Annotated in this window: 19 protein-coding genes; 9 read left to right on the top strand and 10 right to left on the bottom strand. The window is 52.9% G+C overall.

Annotated elements, in window-relative coordinates:
• The first annotated feature begins 21 nt into the window (after positions 1-21).
• The 3 genes from groL (at position 22) to RTX30_RS12605 (ending at position 4,273) form a co-directional block, all read left to right on the top strand.
• Positions 22-1,668 (top strand): chaperonin GroEL, encoded by a 1,647-nt coding sequence (gene groL / locus RTX30_RS12615; RefSeq protein WP_312690248.1) that lies wholly within the window; start codon positions 22-24, stop codon positions 1,666-1,668.
• A gap of 321 nt (positions 1,669-1,989) precedes the next feature.
• A complete protein-coding gene (locus tag RTX30_RS12610) occupies positions 1,990-2,343 on the top strand; it encodes a DUF4156 domain-containing protein (RefSeq protein WP_312690246.1) in 354 nt (117 codons plus the stop codon).
• A 292-nt stretch (positions 2,344-2,635) separates the two neighbouring features.
• Positions 2,636-4,273 carry a methyl-accepting chemotaxis protein gene (locus RTX30_RS12605; RefSeq protein WP_312690244.1) on the top strand — a complete coding sequence of 546 codons (1,638 nt, stop codon included), beginning with the start codon at positions 2,636-2,638 and terminating at the stop codon, positions 4,271-4,273.
• A gap of 79 nt (positions 4,274-4,352) precedes the next feature.
• On the opposite strand, the gene epmB is transcribed toward RTX30_RS12605, so the two are convergent.
• The gene (gene epmB / locus RTX30_RS12600; protein ID WP_312690242.1) at positions 4,353-5,381 is read right to left on the bottom strand and encodes an EF-P beta-lysylation protein EpmB; all 1,029 of its coding nucleotides are present in this window, start codon (positions 5,379-5,381) and stop codon (positions 4,353-4,355) included.
• 40 nt (positions 5,382-5,421) lie between these two features.
• Between epmB and efp the strand changes: the two genes are divergently transcribed.
• The 3 genes from efp to ecnB all read left to right on the top strand — a co-directional run bounded on the left by efp (position 5,422) and on the right by ecnB (position 6,428).
• A complete protein-coding gene (gene efp / locus RTX30_RS12595; RefSeq protein WP_312690240.1) occupies positions 5,422-5,988 on the top strand; it encodes an elongation factor P in 567 nt (188 codons plus the stop codon).
• Positions 5,989-6,045: 57 nt separating this feature from the next.
• Positions 6,046-6,177 carry an entericidin A/B family lipoprotein gene (locus RTX30_RS12590; protein ID WP_312690504.1) on the top strand — a complete coding sequence of 44 codons (132 nt, stop codon included), beginning with the start codon at positions 6,046-6,048 and terminating at the stop codon, positions 6,175-6,177.
• A 107-nt stretch (positions 6,178-6,284) separates the two neighbouring features.
• Positions 6,285-6,428, top strand: coding sequence for a lipoprotein toxin entericidin B (gene ecnB / locus RTX30_RS12585; protein ID WP_192466363.1), 144 nt, complete (start codon positions 6,285-6,287; stop codon positions 6,426-6,428).
• Positions 6,429-6,460: 32 nt separating this feature from the next.
• Here the strand turns inward: ecnB and RTX30_RS12580 are convergent, their stop codons facing one another.
• Positions 6,461-7,078, bottom strand: a complete 618-nt coding sequence (locus RTX30_RS12580) for a LuxR C-terminal-related transcriptional regulator (RefSeq protein WP_312690236.1) — start codon at positions 7,076-7,078, stop codon at positions 6,461-6,463.
• A gap of 265 nt (positions 7,079-7,343) precedes the next feature.
• Here RTX30_RS12580 and sugE point away from each other — a divergent pair, with 265 nt between their 5' ends.
• A complete protein-coding gene (gene sugE / locus RTX30_RS12575; protein ID WP_312690502.1) occupies positions 7,344-7,661 on the top strand; it encodes a quaternary ammonium compound efflux SMR transporter SugE in 318 nt (105 codons plus the stop codon).
• Here sugE and RTX30_RS12570 read toward each other — a convergent pair.
• The 5 genes from RTX30_RS12570 to frdA all read right to left on the bottom strand — a co-directional run bounded on the left by RTX30_RS12570 (position 7,658) and on the right by frdA (position 11,566).
• Complete coding sequence (locus RTX30_RS12570; RefSeq protein ID WP_312690234.1) at positions 7,658-8,188, bottom strand: lipocalin family protein; 531 nt, start codon at positions 8,186-8,188, stop codon at positions 7,658-7,660. The genes sugE and RTX30_RS12570 overlap by 4 nt on opposite strands.
• Positions 8,189-8,272: 84 nt before the next feature.
• Positions 8,273-8,632, bottom strand: coding sequence for a fumarate reductase subunit FrdD (gene frdD / locus RTX30_RS12565; protein ID WP_312690232.1), 360 nt, complete (start codon positions 8,630-8,632; stop codon positions 8,273-8,275).
• Positions 8,633-8,642: 10 nt separating this feature from the next.
• The gene (gene frdC / locus RTX30_RS12560) at positions 8,643-9,038 is read right to left on the bottom strand and encodes a fumarate reductase subunit FrdC (protein ID WP_312690230.1); all 396 of its coding nucleotides are present in this window, start codon (positions 9,036-9,038) and stop codon (positions 8,643-8,645) included.
• A gap of 10 nt (positions 9,039-9,048) precedes the next feature.
• On the bottom strand, positions 9,049-9,783 hold the full coding sequence (locus RTX30_RS12555; protein WP_312690228.1) for a succinate dehydrogenase/fumarate reductase iron-sulfur subunit: 735 nt from the start codon (positions 9,781-9,783) through the stop codon (positions 9,049-9,051).
• Positions 9,776-11,566: a fumarate reductase (quinol) flavoprotein subunit gene (gene frdA / locus RTX30_RS12550; RefSeq protein WP_312690227.1), complete on the bottom strand. Its 1,791-nt coding sequence runs from the start codon at positions 11,564-11,566 to the stop codon at positions 9,776-9,778. The genes RTX30_RS12555 and frdA overlap by 8 nt, the downstream gene beginning before the upstream one ends.
• Positions 11,567-11,872: 306 nt before the next feature.
• Between frdA and epmA the strand changes: the two genes are divergently transcribed.
• A complete protein-coding gene (gene epmA / locus RTX30_RS12545; RefSeq protein ID WP_312690225.1) occupies positions 11,873-12,850 on the top strand; it encodes an elongation factor P--(R)-beta-lysine ligase in 978 nt (325 codons plus the stop codon).
• Positions 12,851-12,931: 81 nt separating this feature from the next.
• Here epmA and mscM read toward each other — a convergent pair whose 3' ends face one another.
• The 3 genes from mscM to rsgA form a co-directional block, all read right to left on the bottom strand.
• On the bottom strand, positions 12,932-16,264 hold the full coding sequence (gene mscM / locus RTX30_RS12540) for a miniconductance mechanosensitive channel MscM (protein ID WP_312690223.1): 3,333 nt from the start codon (positions 16,262-16,264) through the stop codon (positions 12,932-12,934).
• A 22-nt stretch (positions 16,265-16,286) separates the two neighbouring features.
• The gene (gene asd, locus RTX30_RS12535) at positions 16,287-17,252 is read right to left on the bottom strand and encodes an archaetidylserine decarboxylase (RefSeq protein WP_312690221.1); all 966 of its coding nucleotides are present in this window, start codon (positions 17,250-17,252) and stop codon (positions 16,287-16,289) included.
• Positions 17,253-17,352: 100 nt separating this feature from the next.
• Positions 17,353-18,408, bottom strand: a complete 1,056-nt coding sequence (gene rsgA, locus RTX30_RS12530) for a small ribosomal subunit biogenesis GTPase RsgA (protein WP_312690219.1) — start codon at positions 18,406-18,408, stop codon at positions 17,353-17,355.
• Positions 18,409-18,502: 94 nt separating this feature from the next.
• On the opposite strand from rsgA, the gene orn reads away from it, so the two are divergent.
• Complete coding sequence (orn, locus tag RTX30_RS12525; protein ID WP_312690217.1) at positions 18,503-19,048, top strand: oligoribonuclease; 546 nt, start codon at positions 18,503-18,505, stop codon at positions 19,046-19,048.
• Positions 19,049-19,352: the final 304 nt, after the last annotated feature.

Genomic DNA, 19,352 nt, shown 5'->3' with positions numbered 1-19,352 from the left:
ACGAATTTAAGGAAAGAGAAAATGGCAGCTAAAGACGTAAAATTCGGTAACGACGCTCGTGTAAAAATGCTGCGCGGCGTTAACGTTCTGGCAGATGCAGTGAAAGTTACCCTCGGCCCGAAAGGCCGTAACGTGGTTCTGGATAAATCTTTCGGTGCGCCGACCATCACCAAAGATGGTGTTTCTGTAGCACGCGAAATCGAGCTGGAAGACAAGTTCGAAAACATGGGCGCGCAGATGGTGAAAGAAGTAGCCTCTAAAGCGAATGACGCTGCGGGCGACGGCACCACCACCGCGACTGTGTTGGCGCAATCCATCATTACTGAAGGCCTGAAAGCTGTTGCTGCGGGCATGAACCCGATGGATCTGAAACGTGGTATCGACAAAGCTGTCGCTGCTGCGGTTGAAGAACTGAAAGCGCTGTCTGTACCGTGCTCTGACTCTAAAGCAATTGCTCAGGTTGGTACCATCTCCGCGAACTCCGACGAAACCGTTGGTAAGCTCATCGCCGAAGCGATGGACAAAGTGGGTAAAGAAGGCGTGATCACCGTTGAAGACGGCACCGGTCTGCAGGACGAACTGGACGTGGTTGAAGGTATGCAGTTTGATCGCGGCTACCTGTCTCCGTACTTCATCAACAAGCCGGAAACGGGCGCAGTAGAACTGGAAAGCCCGTTCATCCTGCTGGCAGATAAAAAAGTCTCTAACATCCGCGAAATGCTGCCGGTTCTGGAAGCAGTAGCTAAAGCGGGTAAACCGCTGCTGATCATCGCTGAAGATGTTGAAGGCGAAGCACTGGCTACGCTGGTGGTTAACACCATGCGCGGTATCGTGAAAGTGGCTGCGGTTAAAGCGCCGGGCTTTGGCGACCGTCGTAAAGCCATGCTGCAGGACATTGCAACCCTGACCGGTGGTACCGTGATTTCTGAAGAAATCGGTATGGAACTGGAAAAAGCAACTCTGGAAGACCTGGGTCAGGCTAAACGTGTTGTGATCAACAAAGACACCACCACCATCATCGATGGCGTGGGTGAAGAGAGCGCAATTCAGGGCCGCGTTACTCAGATCCGTCAGCAGATCGAAGAAGCGACCTCCGATTACGACCGTGAAAAACTGCAGGAACGCGTAGCGAAACTGGCAGGCGGCGTGGCAGTTATCAAAGTCGGTGCAGCTACCGAAGTTGAAATGAAAGAGAAAAAAGCCCGCGTTGAAGATGCCCTGCACGCGACCCGTGCTGCGGTAGAAGAAGGCGTGGTTGCTGGCGGCGGCGTGGCGCTGATTCGCGTAGCAAGCAAAATCGCTGACCTGAAAGGCCAGAACGAAGACCAGAACGTGGGTATCAAAGTTGCGCTGCGCGCAATGGAAGCTCCGCTGCGTCAGATCGTGCTGAACTGCGGTGAAGAACCGTCAGTTGTAGCTAACACTGTGAAAGGTGGCGACGGTAACTACGGTTACAACGCAGCGACCGAAGAATACGGCAACATGATCGACATGGGTATTCTGGATCCGACTAAAGTGACCCGTTCTGCACTGCAGTACGCGGCTTCCGTAGCCGGCCTGATGATCACCACCGAGTGCATGGTTACTGACCTGCCTAAAGGCGACGCGCCGGACTTAGGTGCTGCTGGCGGTATGGGCGGCATGGGTGGTATGGGCGGCATGATGTAATTGCTGCCGGACACACAGTCAGGGCGTGCCCTGATGTGAGTTCATCGAAAAAGAGCGGGTTAATCCCCGCTCTTTTTTTATTGCATTTTGCCACTCACCGCGGTTGGTCAGAGTCGGTGGTGCCTGCCTGTATCTCAATATGAATGTTGAAGTGGTACGTAAACAACATTGCTCAACACGAAAGTGAAACACACCCTGTTTGCCGTTATCTGTCCCGAATTGTGCGGCCTGCGATGACGGCATTTTTCTTTTGGTCATCTTTTTAGTATAAGGTTTACACACGGACGACTTGCGTCCAGCTCATTGATTATGGGGAATAACATGCACGTAAAACATTTCGTGGGGATGGTTGGTGTTGCGCTGTTGTTGGCTGGGTGTAGCAGCAGTAGCGATTTGTCCTCTGGCGGGCAGAATGTGCGCCTGGTAGAGGATAAACCTGCTGCTAATTGCCAGTACCTTGGCACAGCAACCGGTAAGCAGAGCAACTGGCTTTCTGGACAGCACGGGGAAGAAGGCGGCTCTATGCGTGGCGCGGCAAACGCCCTGCGCAACCAGGCGGCCGCCATGGGCGGTAACGTGCTGTATGGTGTAACCAGTCCGACGCAAGGTCTGTTGTCCAGCTTTGTACCTACAGCCAGCGAAATGACCGGCCAGGTTTATAAGTGCCAAAACTGAGTATGCATGACGACTCCCGTTAACCATGACGGGAGTGATTTATTTAATAAAAAGAAAATAACTTTATTATTATATATATTATTCCCCTATATTTATTTGCTGCTAAATAATCTCCATGAATGTTGTTTTTTAAAATAATGATTTAAGCCATTATACCTCTCACTTTTTTGTTTTTTTTAAAGGAACAGATAAAGTGTTTTCACCATCTGCCGATATCCCCAAGCAGGAAGAATTGCGAAATGGATTTCCCGCATGCTTCATAATTTAATTGAGATGGTGTTGGGAGTTTTGCATGAATATTACCAAGCGCTTATTGCTTTCTTTTTCTTTGCTGATAATCAGTCTTATCGGCACGAACCTTATTGCGATGATTTCGCTTCAGGAGATCAGTAAATCAGAGGAGACGTTTCAGGAGAATACCTTACCCAGTCTTGACGCGATGAATTCTGAGATGCTGCAGATAATGGCCGTTCGTGGGCAGCTTTTCCTCCACGCACTGTCTGACGACGCTGTTGAGATGGCGAAAATAAAAAAAGATGCATTAGAGACATACAATAAATTGTATAACATGCATCAATATTATTTGAAAGAGTTAACCGTTGATGCCCATGATATAGAACAGTCTAAAAAATCTCTTGCCGATCTGGATAAATTCAGAGGGCTGATGGATGAATATTTTAAACTGTCTGAAGCGAATGATCGCGTAGCGGTTTCAAACGCCATGCAGAGCGATGGCATGATTGCAAGTAATATTAATTTGTTAATAAGTGATTTTTCCGACCAGGTGGCCTATAACACGCAGTTGGTCGATGCCGCGCAACAACAAAGCAGTGCACTTATTTCCCGCTCAATCGTATTATCCATTTCAACCACTCTTATTGCCACGATCTCGCTGGGTCTGTTTGGATTGGTGACGGTGCTTAATATTCGTCGCCGACTGAATGAAATGAAAGACGGCATGGTGAATATCAGTGAAAAATTGGATCTCAGCTACTCACTGAATACCGGGAAAATGGATGAAATCGGGCAGGCTGCCAGCGCATTCAACCAGCTCATCGCCCGGATGGCCGAATCGTTGAAGATGGTGCGTTCCGCGTCCTCTTCAGTCAATACGGCAGCGAATGAGATTGCCATGGGCAACAATGAGCTTTCTGCGCGCACCGAGCAGCAATCCGCTGCGGTTGTAGAAACGGCGGCGAGTATGGAAGAACTCAACTCGACGGTGAAACAGAACGCGGAAAACTCGCATCAGGCGAGCCAGTTGGCGATTGCGGCATCACAGGCGGCGTCGCAAGGGGGCGAAGTCGTTAGCGCCACCGTTAGCCGTATGAAAGACATTATTGAAAGCTCGAATAAAATTTCTGAAATCACGTCTGTCATTAACGGCATTGCTTTCCAGACCAACATCCTGGCGCTCAACGCCGCGGTAGAAGCTGCTCGTGCGGGCGATCAGGGAAGAGGGTTTGCTGTTGTTGCCGGGGAAGTCCGCTCCCTTGCGCAGCGTAGCGCCCAGGCAGCGAAAGAGATCGAAAGTCTGATCAAAGAGTCGGTGAGCTATGTTGAAGATGGTTCCCGACAGGTTGATCTGGCCGGTGAAGCAATGAATGGCATCGTACATTCTGTCATGCAAGTGAAAGATCTGATGCAGGAAATTGCCGCTGCCTCGGATGAGCAGGATCGCGGGATCACGCAGATTGCGCAGGCCATGTCCGAACTGGACACCACTACGCAACAAAACGCCTCGTTAGTACAGGAGTCTTCTGCGGCGGCCGGTAGCCTTGAGGATCAGGCGATGAAACTGCAACAACTTGTGGATGTGTTCCGTCTGCCAGGCCAGCAGGAAATGAAGGCCTCTTCGCTTTCCGCCAAAAACAGTCGGTCTGTTGTCTCTATTTCCAGCGCTGATGATGAAGGGTGGGAGAAATTTTAACAGGGAATAACGAATCCCCGGTAAAGGGGCTTGTTTTCACGGCTGCGTGTTGCTCCGCCTGGCGCGCAGCCGTGTTTTTTTATTGCTGGCGCAGTTGCAAATCCAGCGGCGTTTTACTGGGCTCACCGCCAATCTCACGAGCCAGTTTAGGCACCATATAACCGGAAACCAGCGTCAGCAATTCGCGCATGATCTTACGCGCTTCTTCATCGCTCACCATAAAATGTGCCGCGCCCTGAACTTTATCCAGCACGTGCAAATAGTACGGCATCACTCCCGCATCGAATAAGGCATTACTCAATGCCGCCAGCGCCTGGGCGTTATCGTTGACATCGCGCAGCAGCACACTTTGATTGAGCAATGTCACACCAGCCTGGCGTAATTTACCCATAGCAGCCCGGAAATCACCGTCAATTTCTTGTGCGTGATTCACATGGTTAACCAACAAAATCTGCAATGACGAACGCGCAAACCGTGCTGCCAGCGTATCGGTAATGCGAGCCGGTATAACAATCGGCAAACGGCTGTGAATGCGCAGCCGTTTGATATGCGGGATCGCTTCCAACTGCTCGATCAGCCAGTCCAGTTCATGATCTTTGGCCATCAGCGGATCGCCGCCAGAGAAAATGATCTCATCCAGTTCCGGATGGGCAGCAATATAATCCAGCGCACCTTGCCAGTTGCGCTTGTTACCCTGGTTCTCGGCATAGGGGAAGTGGCGGCGGAAGCAGTAACGGCAATTTACCGCGCAGCCTCCTTTGACCAGAAGCAGAGCGCGGTTGCGGTATTTATGTAGCAGTCCGGGCACAACGCTGCTTTGTTCTTCCAGTGGATCGGTGGTAAAACCTGGCGCAGCGAGAAACTCTTCCGATGTGGTAAGTACCTGACGCAAAAGTGGATCATTAGGATCGCCAGGCTGCATGCGCGCAGCAAATGCACGAGGAACGCGCAGGGGAAACAGCCGCTTTGCCGCGCTACCAGCGATTAAATTAGGGTCATTGTCTATCTTTAAAAGACGTAACAGTTCATCCGGATCGGTGATTACATCGTTAAGTTGCAATAACCAATCTTCTCTGGACGGGGTTTTTAGGGTTACAATATGCGCCATTTTGTGGCTTAGCTACCAGTTAACAATTTCAGAGGGCCTTATGGCGACTTACTATAGCAACGATTTTCGTGCCGGTCTTAAAATCATGATGGACGGCGAGCCGTACGCGGTTGAAGCCAGCGAATTCGTAAAACCAGGCAAAGGCCAGGCATTTGCGCGCGTGAAACTGCGTCGCCTGCTGACCGGTACACGTGTTGAGAAAACCTTCAAATCTACTGATTCCGCAGAAGGCGCGGACGTTGTCGATATGAACCTGACTTACCTTTACAACGACGGTGAGTTCTGGCACTTCATGAACAACGAAACCTTCGAACAACTCTCTGCTGATGCTAAAGCAATTGGCGACAACGAAAAATGGCTGCTGGATCAGGCTGAATGCATCGTGACCCTGTGGAACGGCCAGCCGATCTCCGTAACGCCGCCGAACTTCGTCGAACTGGAAATCGTTGAAACCGATCCAGGTCTGAAAGGCGACACTGCCGGTACTGGCGGTAAACCGGCTACTCTGAGCACTGGCGCCGTGGTGAAAGTGCCGCTGTTCGTGCAGATCGGTGAAGTGATTAAAGTTGATACCCGCTCTGGCGAATACGTTTCCCGCGTGAAATAATCATCGCGATGTCGGCGTAGCGCAGTGCTACGCCGCAGAACTTTGCAGGCAGGGATGATGAAACGTTTTGCGAAATTCCTCTCACTAATGCTTATCAGTTGTGCCTTTCTTTCTGGCTGTAATACCGCGCGCGGCGTCGGTGAAGACATCCAGAGTCTTGGTCATGTTATTTCCCGCGCGGCGAACTAAAAACTTCACATCTTCTTAAAAATGCTTCCGTTCCGGTCATATGCCGGGATCTTGTCTATGCTTAAGTGGCTATACACAAACAATATTGGTCACAAAAGGAAGATATTATGGTTAAGAAGACAATTGCTGCGATCTTTTCTGTACTGGTCCTTTCTTCGGTTCTGACCGCTTGTAACACGACGCGTGGCGTCGGTCAGGATATCTCCGAAGGCGGTAGCGCGATTTCTGGTGCGGCAACACGAGCGCAGTAGTCATCCCTGTCGGTACGGCTTACGCCGTACCGTTAATTTGGGTTTTCCGGCAGTGGGTTCTCGGGCAGTGACAGGAACGGTGTAAAGCGGTTCCCCATTCCCAATTTCATTCTGATATTGCGCTTGTAGGTATAAACCGTTTTGCCGTTAATGCTCATTTTGTTGGCAATCATCTGGTTACTTTTCCCCTCCATCCACAGAGTTAACACTTTCTCTTCCTGCTTTGTGAGTAACGGCGTGACGATACGTGGAATGGCGCGTAACGGGCGGGCCAGCACCATTGTATCAATGGTACGGGCAAGCGACTCTAATGATTCCGTTTTTTGCAGCTTCGCTTTTACCTTGAATTGCGCGTAAAACGTGGAGAGTTGTGCATCCTCACCCGACTCCAGCAAGATAAGCTGGTTGTCTTCACCGCAAACAGAAAAGAGTGAAGCAAGCTGCTGACTATGATGAATTTCGCTTTTAAATCCATGGAGATCGGCGATGATCAAATCCGGTTGCCATTGCACAATATGTTCTTTCGCTAACATTAAGTTATGCAGTGCGGTCACAAGGAATGACGCGGGAAACAAATCAGTTTGATTGAGCCAGGATTCCATCCCTGAACGGGTGAAGTAACAACGGTCAATCACAAGAATTTTGAACATATCATTATTCGCAGTCAGAAGGTGGCGCACGACTTCCTGTATTCAGGAAAGCGATTCATCATAGGATGTATATCTGCTTAATAAATGCCTGAACTGCGCTGCGAACAGTGGCTATTTCTTGCTTTAACCCCCTAAAATTGGGTAAGAGCAAAAATGTTGAAATAATACTCTGAAACGGTCAAAATCTGTTCCCTGTTCAAACGCCAAACGGGACGACCCGTTTGCGCCAATTCTCACTGGGGACGGCCCCGCAACGGAGCCAATGATGTCCTGGTTTATTCTTCTTATTGCAGGTCTTCTGGAAGTGGTTTGGGCTATCGGCCTGAAGTACACGCAGGGATTTACACGCTTAACCCCGAGTATCATTACTGTTACCGCGATGATCGCCAGCGTGCTGTTGCTCTCATGGGCAATGAAAACCTTGCCAGTAGGAACGGCATACGCTATCTGGACCGGTATTGGCGCGGTCGGCGCGGCTATTGCCGGCATTGTCCTGCTTGGTGAATCCGCAAGTCTGGCGCGTATCGTCAGCCTGTGTCTTATTGTCGCAGGTATTATCGGTCTGAAACTCAGCACCCATTAAGGCGCTTGTTTAATCCAGAGTAATTTTTCAACGGCGAAGCCTTGTCGCGCCGCGATAGCTAACATCTGTTGTTTGACCTTCTCAGGAAGCGTTGGCGTGCGCGACAGGAGCCAGAGGTAGTTGCGGTCTGGCCCGCAAACCAGCGCGTAGCGGTAGTCATCGTCCAGCGCGATGATGTTATAACCCCCGTAGAACGGGCCAAAGAAGGAAACTTTCAGCGCCGCGGTGCGCGGGTCACCGGTGAACCAGGCCTCGCCGGTGGTTTGTTGCCACATGCCGCGATCCGGGTTATAGCCACGGTTGATGATATTCAGCGCGCCATCATCACGCAGGCTGTAAGTCGCGGTGACTTTTTCCAGACCGCTCTCGAAGGGGTGATCCAAACGGGCAATTTCATACCATTTGCCGAGGTAACGTTGGGTTTCAAAATTCTGAACCACTGTCACGCCGTCGGGAGGAGTAGGGGAACTGCAGGCAGAAACCAAAAACGCAGCGGCAAGCATAACGATGATGAGCGGCAGACGCATGGTATTTTCCTTCCAGCTGTTTCTTTCAGGTATAGACGCTGGCGAGAAATATGCTCTCCTGCGAATGCAGGAGAGCGACAGGTATCAAATAAAAATTACGCCGACAAGCGTTACTACCGTCAGGATAGCGGCCAGGCCGTAGAAGACCCATTTGCCGCTCGGCACGTGAATTTTTAAATCATGCATCATATGGTGAATACGATGCAGACCACACCACACCGGCAACGCAATCATTAACAAGAGAAAAGCGCGACCGACAAAGCTTTGTGCAAACGCCAGGATACGTTCGTAACTCAGCGCTTCTCCGGGATACCAGCCCAGAGGTAACAGCACGCCAACCAGCACGATGATAACCGGAGCGACGATAGCGCTCCACATACCACCTGCGCCAAACAAGCCCCAGAATACGGGTTCGTCGGAACGTTTTGGATTCGGGTTAATCACTTTGGCCTCCTTACCAGAACAGTGCGACAAACAGGATCACTACCGTGACCACAGCTGTAACTGCCCAAAGCCCTTTCACAACCGGCTCTGGCCCCATTTTTTCGCCTTTTACGATGATGATCGATGCTTTTGGCGCAAGTTCAAACCAGGTTTTGGTATGCAGCAACGCCGCTGCCAGTGAAATAAGGTTGAGGATCACAACAACCGGGTTTTGCAGGAAACTGACAAAACCGGCCCAGCTTTCCGGGCCATGTTTGAGGGAAAACAACCCAAAGATCAGCACAATGCTAAACCAGACCGCCGCTACCGCCGTGCCTTCACGCAGCATATAGAAGCGATAAAACGGCAGCTGTTTCCACCAGCTTGCGGGAACAGGACGAACCCAGGCTTTACGTTTAGTCGTCATAATGCGCTCCTTAGCGTGGTTTCAGGGTGGCGATAAGAAAGTCTTTCGAACTTTCTACCTTGCCCTGCTGAATAGCAGCGGCCGGATCGACATGCTTCGGACAGACTTCCGAGCAGTAGCCGACAAACGTACAGCTCCATACGCCGTTCTTGCTGTTCAGTTGCCCCATACGCTCCGCTTTACCCTTATCGCGGCTATCCAGATTGTAGCGGTGCGCCAGCGTAATCGCTGCCGGGCCAATAAATTCAGGATTGAGGCCGAATTGCGGGCAGGCGGCATAACACAAACCGCAGTTAATACAGCCAGAAAACTGGTGATATTTCGCCATTTGTGCCGGCGTCTGCGTACCTGGTCCCTGATCGGGTGTGCGCGTATTGCCAATAATGTAAGGCTTAATGGCTTCGAGACTCTCGATAAAGTGAGTCATATCGACCACCAAATCGCGCTCAATCGGGAAGTTCGCCAGTGCTTCCACTTTCATCCCTTTCTCGTAATCACGCAGGAAGGTCTTACAGGCCAGCTTCGGCACTTTATTGACCATCATCCCGCAGGAACCACAGATCGCCATACGGCACGACCAGCGATAGCTCAGATCCGGAGCAAGGTTGTCTTTGATGTAGCTCAGCGCGTCGAGCAGCGACGTTGCCTCATCGAAGGGGACATCGTAGAAGGCACTGTGCGGCGCATTGTCCACTTCCGGGTTATAGCGCACGATCTCGATTTTTAGATTCTTCAGCTCAGCCATTGTTCGTCTCCTTCTTCTCGGGCGCTTCAGCCGCTGCACCGTAGACGCGTTTCGCCGGGGGCAGTGTCGTGATTTTCACGTCGCTGTACTCCAGTCGCGTTGAGCCGTCGGCATCGCGGAAGGCAAGAGTGTGCTTGAGGAAGTTGACATCATCACGTTCTGTGCAGCCTTCATCCAGACGCTGATGCGCGCCGCGGGACTCTTTACGCGCCAGCGCAGAGTGCGCCATACATTCGGCAACGTTCAGGCCATGGCCCAGTTCAATGGTGTAAAGCACATCCGTATTGAAGACGCTGGAAGTATCGGTGATACGTACGCGTTTAAAGCGTTCCTGCAGCTCCGCCAGCTTATCAACGGTTTTCTGCATCAATTCTGGCGTACGGTAAATACCGCAGCCTTCTTCCATTGACTCACCCATTTCATCGCGAATTTTCGCCCAGCTTTCGGTGCCATTCTGGTTAACCAGCGCTTTCAGCCGTTGCTCAACGTCCGCAGCCTGCGCGTTGAGGGCATCGTCGTTGGCACGGCTTGCCGTGGCGGCGCGTTCCATCGCCTGTTCGCCCGCGAGGCGGCCAAACACCACCAGTTCCGCCAGCGAGTTCGAGCCGAGACGGTTGGCGCCATGCAGCCCCACGGAAGAACATTCACCAACGGCAAACAGACCGGTAATGCGGGATTCACAGTTCTGATTGGTTTCGATACCGCCCATGGTGTAATGCGCGGTCGGGCGAACTGGAATCGGTTCTTTGATAGGATCGACACCCACGTAGGCTTTCGCCAGTTCGCAAATAAATGGCAGACGCTCTTTGATTTTTTTCTCGCCAAGGTGGCGTAAATCCAGATGCACTACATCTCCGCGCGGTGTTGAGATCGTGTTGCCTTTGCGCCACTCGTGCCAGAATGCCTGCGACACTTTGTCGCGCGGGCCAAGTTCCATATATTTGTTTTTCGGCTCGCCAAGGGGTGTTTCTGGCCCCATGCCGTAATCCTGCAAATAGCGATAGCCGTTTTTGTTCACGAGGATCCCGCCTTCGCCACGACAACCTTCCGTCATGAGAATACCGGAACCTGGCAGGCCGGTCGGGTGATACTGAACAAATTCCATGTCGCGCAGCGGAACGCCGTGTGCCAGCGCCATGCCCATACCATCACCGGTCACAATGCCGCCATTGGTGTTGTAGCGGTAAACACGGCCGGCGCCACCGGTAGCCATCACAACGGCATTGGCGCGGATTTGCACCAGCGTGCCTTCCATCATGTTCATTGCGACCAGGCCGCGAGCGTGGTTATCGTCGACCAGGATATCGAGTACGAAATGTTCGTCGAAGCGCTGGATCTGCGGGAACTGCAGCGAGGTTTGAAACAGTGTATGCAGCATGTGGAAGCCGGTTTTATCGGCCGCGAACCAGGTGCGTTCGATTTTCATCCCACCGAAGCGGCGCACGTTGACTGTACCATCCGGGCGACGACTCCACGGACAGCCCCACTGCTCAAGCTGAGTCATCTCTGTCGGGCAATGGTGCACAAAATAGTCAACGACATCCTGTTCGCAAAGCCAGTCACCGCCAGAGACGGTATCGTGGAAATGATACTCGAAGCTGTCATGATCCTGGGCCACGGCGGCAGAGCCGCCTTCTGCGGCAACCGTATGGCTGCGCATGGGGTAGACTTTTGAAATCAATGCGATTTTGGCGTTAGGGTGGGCTTGCGCCGCGGCGATCGCGGTACGTAATCCTGCTCCGCCTGCGCCAATCACAGCGATATCGGCTTGAAAGGTTTGCACGACATTCCTCCAGATTATTGTTGTTCCGCAACGATAAGCCTGAAGCGCTTTAGGTAATTGCGGAAATGTTCCACTGCTCCTTTTTGGGTAAGGGCAGTATAACCGTAGGGATCGAAGGGAAATTTGATGTGTTCGATTTTTTTGCTGTTCTGTCGTGTGATGCGTCACTGAAGTTGATTGATATCATCACTTAATCCGTCCTCTCTATTTATAGACGACATAACTGAAAATTTTCTGTGCAAAATTTGTCTCTGTGGATCGATGCGGGTAGACTTCGTCCCCTTGTCTGAATATGGAGAAAGTACCATGAGCGAGACGGCAACCTGGCAGCCGAGCGCATCCATCCCCAACCTATTGAAACGCGCGGCAATGATGGCGGAGATCCGTCGATTCTTTGCCGATCGTGGCGTACTTGAGGTGGAAACGCCCTGTATGAGCCAGGCGACGGTAACGGATATTCACCTGTTCCCGTTTGAAACCCGTTTTGTTGGTCCCGGCCACTCTCAGGGTCTGAATCTCTACTTGATGACCAGCCCGGAATACCACATGAAACGCCTGCTGGCTGCGGGTTGCGGCCCGGTGTTCCAGCTGTGCAGAAGCTTTCGCAATGAAGAGATGGGTCGTCATCACAACCCTGAATTCACCATGCTGGAGTGGTATCGTCCGCATTACGACATGTACCGTCTGATGAACGAGGTGGATGATTTACTGCAGCAGGTGCTGGAATGCCCGGCGGCGGAATCGCTCTCCTATCAGCAGGCATTCCAGCGCTATCTGGAAATCGATCCGCTCTCTGCCGATAAAACCCAACTGCGTGAAGTCGCGGCAAAGCTCGATCTGAGCAATATCGCCGATAGCGAAGAAGATCGCGATACGTTGCTGCAACTGCTTTTCACCATGGGCGTAGAGCCGCAGATCGGTAAAGATCGTCCAACGTTTGTTTACCATTTTCCGGCAAGCCAGGCATCGCTGGCGCAAATCAGTACGGAAGATCATCGGGTGGCGGAGCGCTTCGAGGTGTATTTCAAGGGCATTGAACTGGCGAATGGTTTCCACGAGCTGACCGATGCGCGTGAACAACAACAGCGTTTCGAGCAGGACAACCGTAAGCGTGCGGCGCGGGGTTTACCGCAGCAACCGGTGGATATGAACCTGCTGGAAGCACTGAAGGCCGGGCTTCCCGACTGCTCCGGTGTGGCGTTAGGCGTTGATCGCCTGATCATGCTGGCGTTGCAGGCAGAAAGCCTGGCGGACGTGATCGCTTTTACCGTCGATCGGGCATAAGTGTCTCATCACCCGTAGCTGATTTCCCTCCGGACGGCTACTCTCTGCCAGTAACATGCTGCGCCTTCCGGCGCAGCATGTTTATAAACTGCCTGCCGGGCGTGAGCTCTTACCTGCTGAGGTGAGCGTTCTCGCACTGCGCCTGCCGTCCAGACTCTCCAGACGCATCTGGAACGGTGGAAAGGGCAGATCAATACCGTGTTCGCGGAAGCCCGCCAGAATCAACTGATGAATCTCATGGCGCAATGGCATGCGGTGCCCCATTTCCGCGGCATAGATACGCAGTTCAAACAGTTGTAGCCCTTGTTGCAGGTCAACCAGGAACACCTCCGGTGCGGGATTGTCGAGCACCAGCGAGCAGCGTTCGGCTGCGGCGTTAAGGATTTGCGTCACTTCTTCACTGTTGGCATCTGCTGGCGCTGGCACCGTCAGTACCACACGGGTTACTGAATCTGATAGCGACCAGTTTATAAACTGTTCAGTGATGAACGCTTTGTTCGGTACGATGATCTCTTTACGATCCCAGTCGCTGATCGTTGTGGCGCGGGTATTGATGCGGGTAATACTGCCCGTCAAATCGCGGATTGTTACGGTATCGCCAATGCGGATCGGTTTTTCGAATAGGATGATCAGGCCAGAGATAAAGTTAGCGAAGATTTCCTGCAGACCAAACCCAAGACCTACCCCCAGTGCTGCCACCAGCCACTGTAATTTCGACCATTCAATACCGATCATGGAGAAACCCACCAGCCCGCCAAATAGCATCAGCAGATATTTGGTGATGGTGGTGATGGCGTAACCGGTTCCCGGCGCCAGCTCCAGGTGTTGTAGCAAAGCCAGTTCCAGCAGAGCCGGAAGGTTACGCACCAGTTGGGTAGTGATAATAAAGACCAGAATGGCAATCAGCACCGCGCCCAGCGTAATCGGCTCCAGACTTTCCACACCCTGCACGGTAGATGTGACATCCCACAGCGTGATGTTTTCGAGGAAACCGAATGCAGAGTGGATCTCCGACCACAGCACAATGACCGACAACAACGCAATCAGCATCAGGATCGAGCGCACCAGCCGCAGCGACTGGACACTAATAGCATCCAGATCAACTTCGGCTTCATCGACGTCGGCCACACCTTCCGTGCTGGTTTGATGGGCGGGTTCATCCTCTCCGCGTGCGCGCTGCGCGAGGATTTCCGCACGGCGATGACGTGCGCGCTCAAAGGCCAGACGGCGACGCTGAATCAGCATCCAGCGACGGATAATATGGTACACCACCAGCAGCAGGAACCAGATAGCCACCGACGTTTCCAGCCGCGCCAGCAGTGCCTGCGCTGTGGCAAGGTAGCCGACAGCTGCCGCAAGAATGGCAATCAACGGCGCGCTCATCAGCAGGTTCCACAGCAGGTGGTTCGGCATATTATCGCCATTGCCGCCTTTATCCACATAAAGGGGAATACCGGCTCGTTTCAGGCTCAGTGTCACCAGCGCCAGCGCGCCGCAGATCAGAATAAAACACAGCCTGCCCAGCGATCCGGAAAATTCGCGGTCGTTAAGGTTATCAAACATGATCAGCGCCATAATCAGCGGGACAATCAAGCCAATGCTCATCAGGTAGTAACGCATACTACGAGCAACACGGTTGCGTGGCCAGCCAAAGTGGGCGACAAACAGCCCCGTTGGACGGGCAAAGGTTGCGCAGATCATCACAACCCAAAGCAGCGGTACGGTGGCCGTTACGCCATCGCCAATGGCCACCGCCAGCGGCCAGGGCCAGGCTTCCTGCAAACCATACCCCAGTGTCGCCCACAGTACCGGTAAGGGAGAGGCAACAAGGATCGACCAGAACACGGTGCGCATGGTGAGCCAGAAATGATCCTGCGTGACTTTACCCACTCTGGCGCTGGAACGCTCCAGAAAGCGGGTAAAATGGCGGCGCGAGTAGATGCTGAAGCCAACCAGAATTAACGCGCCAAACAGCGGGAACAGCGTCTCTTTGCTGGTCAGCATCATGGCGCTGGCTTTCCCCAACTGACTGGCGGTATCCAGCGACAGCAAGCGACGCAGGTCCTGAACGATTTCAATGGGCCAGCTAAAGGTTATCGGGCTGACATCCGCTGTCCAGAATAGATAACGGTGGGTTGCCTCATTCACCTCTTTCAGTGCGTCTTCCAGTTGGCTGTTGGCGACCTTCAGTTTGGTCAGTTCAAGGATGAGCGTATCCCCGCCCTGCAACAGGGAATTCAAAAGCTCACGCTGCGTGCGCAGTTGCGCTTCCAGAATACGCCCTTGCTCGGCAGTCAGCTGCTGGCCGTCAGCCTGACGGATTTGCCGTAGCTGTGGCTGCTTGTTTTGCAGATCTTCATAACGCATGCGGTGCACACGCAACTGCGCCATTTCGGTATCCAGTTGCTGTGGCTTGGGCATTTCCGGCAGACGGGCAACCTGCGCGCGCAACGCCTCGCCCAACATATTGGATGCGCCCAGCCATTGTGATTGCTCACGCAGGGTATTAAGCGCCTGGCGCACCTGTAAGGTCTGGCTGGTGGCCTGGCGTTGCTGAGAGGCCACCAGATCCATCCGCTGCGCTTGTTGGTTCAACGCTTGCGACAACTCACGGTTAATACGGAACTGTTCGACGATACCTGCCGGTAAGTTGGCGCTGTTTTCCGCCAGCAATTCGGTGCTTTCAAGCGCCTGTTCCGCTTCGCGCTGGCGCTGGCTGTTAAGCTGGTTGCGCAAGGCCTGCAGGTACGTATCCAACTGCTGGCTCTGCTTCTGCGCCAGCTCTGAACGCATGCGCGACAGCTCCTGGCGGTTATTGGCTGAGAGTTGCGCCAGTTCCAGCTCATCGACCTGCGCTTTCAGCTTCGCTGACTCTGCCTGCGCGGCAAGATTTTGCGCTTGCGCCAGCGGTGTGGCTGCCGTTTGCGAACTGAGGCGACGTTCTACTTCAGTCACCTGGCGGCGGGCATCAGTTTGCTGTTGCGGCAACTGGTTTAAGGAGTCACTGATTTCCCGCGCACGTTCCTGTTCCTGCTGTGCCAGGCGTGTTTTCTCCAGCAACTGGCTGCTGACCTGGAGGATCTCCTGATTTAGCGCATCGCTGCTCATGTCGGTGGGAACGGCTTTCGGTTCGTCGCGCAGGTTATCCAACTGCGAACGTAATGTCCTGGAAAGCTTGGGGAAGTTATCAATGACTTGCTGATATTGCTGCGCACGCTCAAGGGAACCTTTGCGTTCTTCGAGTGCATTCAACGCAGCCTGGAGCACCTCAATGGTTTCGGCCTGCTCCGGCGTGTTCTTCGCCGCTTTGGCCTGCTCCAGTTCTTGTGAAATTTGTCGGGCATCGGGGGCCGTAGCAGCTACGGCCCCCAGGCTGAGGCACCAGGCCATCAGAAAAGTGATAATCAGGCGCACGTCAGTCTTCCTGGGTTGGGGATTAGCCTTCGTCTTTCTTATCGTCAACCAGCGGGCTGGCGTCGTGTTCTGCTTTAATTTCCGCTTCCGGCAACGGTGCCGGTTCAGCGGCGGGGACGAAAGGCTCGTTGGATACGGCCAGCGGCTGGCCAATTTTAGTGACCGACAGGTTTTGCAGTTGTTCCGCCAGCTTCACTTTGCCCGGCGCGAACAAGTTGATGACGGTGGAGCCGAGTTTGAAGCGGCCCATTTCCTGACCTTTCAGTAAGGCGACCGCGCCCTCACTCTCGCCCGCAGGCCAGGTCCAGCGTTTGATGACGCCTTCGCGCGGCGGGGTAATGGTGCCAGCCCATACCGTCTCGATACTGCCGACAATGGTTGCACCGACAAGGATTTGCGCCATCGGGCCAAACTCGGTATCAAACAAGCAAATGACGCGTTCGTTACGGGCAAAGAGATTCGGTACGTTCTGTGCGGTCAGATGGTTGACGGAGAAGAGATCCCCCGGCACATAAATCATTTCACGCAGGATACCGTTGCAGGGCATATGAACGCGGTGATAATCGCGTGGCGACAGATAGGTGGTGACAAAGCTACCATTGCGGAACAGATCGGCCATCAGGTAGTTGCCCGCCAGCAAGGCTTCAAGGCTGTAGTTATGACCTTTGGCTTGCAGAATTTTATCTTCTTCAATATCACCAAGCTGGCTGATCACGCCGTCTGCCGGCATCACCAGCACGTTCGGGTCGGTGTTCAGTGGGCGAACCTCGTCGCGCAACGCACGAACAAAGAAGTCATTGAACGTGCGATAGCTGGCGGTGTCTGGCTTTTGTGCCTCTTTCATATCGACCTTGAAGTATTTCACAAACAGATCGATAACCAGTTTGGTCAGCCAGCCCGCTCGCTTACTTGCGCCCCAGCCCGCCAGGCGAGTGAGCCACAGTTTCGGCAGAATGTATTGTAGCGAAAGTTTAAATGAGTTTAACAAAGCAGCCTCCAGGCCATTGTTTTTGTCGTTCCTGATCCGCCGCTGTGCGCCGGATCCTTTTCCAAATGGGGGACGATTCTAGCGATGCTTAGCTTAGTTGTCAGTCATCTGATTCAGAAAAGCTTTTACGCGTTTTTACCTGCGACATGCTTTCCAGAATGCGGTGATAGTTGTCGAAACGGCTCTCAGCGATTTCGCCTTTCTCCACCGCTTCGCGGATGGCGCAACCCGGGTCGGTATCATGCTTGCAGTCACGATATTTGCACTGGCCCAGATAATCATGGAATTCGACAAAGCCGTTAAAAATTTGTTCCGGTTCAAGGTGCCAGAGCCCAAACTCGCGCACGCCCGGCGAGTCAATCACATCGCCGCCGTGCGGAAAGTGATAGAGGCGCGCTGCGGTGGTGGTGTGTTGCCCCAGCCCGGAAACATCGGACACATCATTGGTGAGGATCTGCGTCTCCTGCAAACCGAGCAGTGTGTTCAGTAAGCTTGATTTACCCACGCCCGATTGCCCGGCAAAGATACTGATGCGGTTAGTCAACGCTTCTGTCAGCGGGGTAAGGCCGTTTTGCGCATGGCTGGATACCATTAATACGCGATAGCCAATCTTGCGATAGATATCCATTTGCTCATTCACGAAAGCCATGCCGTCATTGTCCAGCAGATCGATTTTGTTCAGCACGATCAGTGGTTCGACTTGCAACGTTTCGCACGCCACCAGATATCTGTCGATAATGTTCAGCGACAGTTCCGGCAGGATAGCTGAGACCACCACAATCTGATTGATATTGGCAGCAATAGGTTTGACGCCGTCGTAAAAATCGGGGCGTGTGAGCACTGTGGTGCGTTCATGCACGGCTTCAACAATGCCTTTGACAGTAACGCCTTCTGCGGCTTCTTTGCCAGGACGCCAGACCACGCGGTCACCCGTGACCAGCGAACGAATGGTGCGGCGAATATTGCAACGGTGCACTTCGCCATCGGCGGATTCCACATCAGCATGCATGCCGAAGCGGCTGATAACCACACCTTCGGACGGGTCGCCGAAGAGGTTGTCATCGTAGTCAGCTTTCTCCGTAGAGGTTTTCAGCCGGCGCTGGTGATTCTCTTTAACGCGGCGCTGCTGCCCTTTGGAGAGTTTATTTTTACTCAATCGTGCTGGCTCCTGGTCGCCCTGGATGGGCAAAACGACTATGATACACGCAATTCTAGATGAATATAGTGACGCGAGAAGGGTGGAAAATAGCATGAGCGCAAATGAAAACAACCTCATTTGGATCGATCTGGAGATGACGGGGTTAGATCCCGAGCGCGATCGCATTATTGAGATCGCGACGCTGGTGACCGATGCCAATCTTAATATTCTGGCAGAAGGGCCGGTGATTGCTGTCCATCAATCCGATGCGCAACTGGCATTAATGGATGACTGGAACGTGCGCACCCATACTGGTAGCGGACTGGTTGACCGGGTAAAAGCGAGCCAGCTTGACGACCGCGCGGCGGAACAGGCTACTCTCGAATTCTTAAAAGCGTGGGTGCCTGCCGGGAAATCGCCGATTTGTGGCAACAGTATCGGTCAGGATCGTCGCTTTCTGTTTAAGTACATGCCGGAACTGGAGGCCTATTTCCACTATCGCTACCTGGATGTCAGCACACTGAAAGAGCTGGCGCGCCGCTGGAAGCCTGAAGTGTTGGACGGGCTGAAAAAGCAGAATACCCACCAGGCGCTGGACGATATTCGCGAATCGGTGGCGGAGCTGGCTTATTATCGCGAGCACTTTATTAAGCTGTAATGCGTTTCTTGCAGGGCAGGGAATGTGTTTGCCTTGCCCTGCAAGGCCAGTACTGGTGCGGGTTTGCTGGAAAAATGTTCATTTTGTCGATTAAATCGTCACTTGAACAAAAAAAAAGAAAATTTGCTTTCAGGGGCTTGCAGCAAGAAGGAATTCTCGTATAATGCGCCTCCCGTGAAGACACAGAAATGTGAAACACGGCATCTCGAAATTTCAGTGCAAAATGTTTGTAAGTTGCTGAAAAATCGATGATAAGCGGGAATAGCTCAGTTGGTAGAGCACGACCTTGCCAAGGTCGGGGTCG

Source organism: Kosakonia sp., assembly GCF_032052965.1.
Classification (GTDB): domain Bacteria; phylum Pseudomonadota; class Gammaproteobacteria; order Enterobacterales; family Enterobacteriaceae; genus Kosakonia.
This window is presented reverse-complemented; position numbering and strand designations above follow the sequence as displayed.